The organism is Paenibacillus zanthoxyli JH29 (assembly GCF_000520715.1).
GTDB classification, from domain to species: Bacteria; Bacillota; Bacilli; order Paenibacillales; family Paenibacillaceae; genus Paenibacillus_AQ; species Paenibacillus_AQ zanthoxyli.
Window position 1 is genome coordinate 1 of record NZ_ASSD01000476.1, and the last position, 2,373, is coordinate 2,373.

2 protein-coding genes and 1 pseudogene are annotated in these 2,373 nt (G+C 55.9%); all 3 read right to left on the minus strand.

What is annotated here, in order from left to right; translation table 11 throughout:
- Positions 1–115 precede the first annotated feature (115 nt).
- On the minus strand, positions 116–577 hold the full coding sequence (locus L691_RS0118310) for a GNAT family N-acetyltransferase (protein WP_025691859.1): 462 nt from the start codon (positions 575–577) through the stop codon (positions 116–118).
- Positions 567–1,763 carry a formate-dependent phosphoribosylglycinamide formyltransferase gene (gene purT / locus L691_RS0118315; RefSeq protein ID WP_025691860.1) on the minus strand — a complete coding sequence of 399 codons (1,197 nt, stop codon included), beginning with the start codon at positions 1,761–1,763 and terminating at the stop codon, positions 567–569. Before purT ends, L691_RS0118310 begins: the two co-directional genes overlap by 11 nt.
- Before the next feature lie 148 nt (positions 1,764–1,911).
- Positions 1,912–2,373 (minus strand): annotated as a pseudogene (locus L691_RS32955) (hypothetical protein); the annotation flags it as partial.

Genomic DNA, 2,373 nt, shown 5'->3' on the forward strand with positions numbered 1-2,373 from the left:
ACCTAGTTAGTGAAACGAGCAGTCGTAGAAAAAAAACCACCCTGCTGAATGCGGGATGGGGATGGATGCTCGGTAAAGTATACGTTCTGATACAAATGATTTATTACAAAACGAATTATATCAGCGATTTGCAAAAGCGGTAACCGTTCTGTTCAAATCCGAGATGGCGGTAAAAAGCGCGTGCCGGCGCGCGTTCGACGCGATTGCCGCTGTAAAGGAAAATCTGCTTGAGTTGACGGCTGCGCGCCCAATCTTCTCCGGCGGCTATCAGCCGTTTTCCAAGCCCGTGTCTTCTAAGCGACTCCTCGACAATAATGGCGGTAAGCTCGGCGACGGATTCCTGCCCCTTGCAATAGGAGATCACCTGCCGGAGTTCAATCATTCCGACCGTTTGGCCGTTCATTTCAGCGACAAGCGTGCAGCAGGCCGGATCATTCTGTACAGCCTCCAGTCTCTCTTTCATTACATTAAGGGTTGTCGGATAGCCGAATCCTCTCAGCAGTGCCGTAATTGTCTCCAGATCGTTCATATCCATGTTGCGAATCTGCAGTACCGGTGCCTGAGTACTACTGTCCATTCTTGCATACCTCCACTTTTAGCAGTGACGCCGCCTCTTTGGCTGCCGCCCGCGCTTTCTCCACATTATCGGCCGCACTTAGCGCGACCGCCATCCGCCGTCCCGGGCGGACCTCCGGTTTGCCGAATACACGGACCTGCGTACGGGGAAGCCGCAGCGCTTCATTCAGTCCGGTAACGGCATAAGCCTGTCCGACAACATCTTTCCCGGCCTTAAGCGTCGCCGACGCTCCCGGTGACAACAATTCAACCGGCTCAAGCGGGAAACCGAGAACTGCTCTGACATGCAGAGCAAACTCCGACAAATCCTGAGTAACCATCGTCACCATTCCGGTGTCATGCGGTCTCGGGCTTACTTCACTAAACAGAACGCCTTCCCGCGTCAGGAACAGCTCAACGCCAAAGATGCCGTAACCGCCGAGCTCGTCCGTTACGTTACGCGCGATTCTCTGCGCCTGGGCAAGCTGTTCTTCCGTCATTTCATGCGGCTGCCAGGATTCCACATAGTCCCCATCCTTCTGGATATGCCCGATCGGCGGACAGAACACCGTCCCGGAGGAAGAGCGAACGGTCAACAGCGTAATCTCACTCTCGAAATCGACGAAAGATTCCACAATGACCCGTGTTCCTTTGGCTCTGGCTCCCTCCAGGGCCGTGTTCCAGCAGCTGTCCACATCCTCGGGTTTCCGGCAGACACTCTGTCCTTTGCCGGAGGAGCTCATAATCGGCTTGATTACGCACGGCGTTCCCAGCTCCTGCACCGCCTGCCGAAGCTCTTCAAGACTGTCCGCGAACCGGTAATCCGCCGTAGGAAAACCAAGTTTCTCGGCAGCGAGACGGCGAATGCCTTCCCGGTCCATAGTCAGCTTGGTTGCGCGCGCGGTCGGCACGACACGAAATCCTTCTTCTTCCAAGTCCAAAAGAGCGTCCGTGGCGATAGCTTCAATCTCCGGAACGATAACATCGGGCTTCTCGGTGCGGATCAGCTCCTTAAGCGCCTCTCCGTCCAGCATATCGAGCACATAGGAACGGTGAGCAACCCCCATCGCGGGAGCGCCGTCGTAACGGTCCACGGCTACCGTCTCTACGCCCAATCGCTGGGCTTCAATGATCACTTCCTTGCCCAATTCTCCGCTGCCCAGCAGCAGCAGCTTGCGGCTGTAAGCAGAATAGGGAGATCCCCACATGTCGGTATTCAACCTCTTTCGGCAAAATCCGCTCCTTCCTGCAATTTCCATGCAAAAAGCAGCAGTTTCTCTGCAAATTTTCAGGCTTCTTTATTTTCTTCCAAGACGCGGCAGATTGCAAGTATTCTTCGACATTTTCCTTCAAATTTCACACTTTATTTTTTATGAGGTTGCCAAAAGCGGTTTCTTGGTCACGCAGCCTGCCGACAAGCTGGCTCCAGCGCCCGGCCGAATCACCCCCTTTCCGCATTGCGGACATCGCCAATTCCTGCTCTTCCAGCAGCTCCCTCAGCGCTTCGGATGCTCTAGCGAGCGCCTGTACTGTAAGTGACTCGTAATGATCCAGCAGAAGCCTCTCCCGCTTCGCCCCAGCCGAGACAAGCGCCTCCTTGAGCAGCGGTTCCACCGCACTCCTTAACGCGTCGCGCCCGCCGCCTTCAAAGAAGTGCTTCGGCGATTTGAACAGTCCCCGCAATCTTCCCCAATCCGCAGCAGGCAGTTCGCCTTCAAGACCTTCCGGCGCCAGCCAGGCGGTATCGTCATCAACCCTGAAAGCCGGCAGTTCTGGGGGCAGGCCAAGCTCGAGGGCCGCAGCCGCTGCAGCCTCGCG

Bases quoted from the DNA above. Each gene is read 5' to 3' on its own strand.
- L691_RS0118310 (WP_025691859.1), bottom strand. From the start codon at position 577: ATGGACAGTAGTACTCAGGCACCGGTACTGCAGATTCGCAACATGGAT.
- purT (WP_025691860.1), bottom strand. From the start codon at position 1,763: ATGTGGGGATCTCCCTATTCTGCTTACAGCCGCAAGCTGCTGCTGCTG.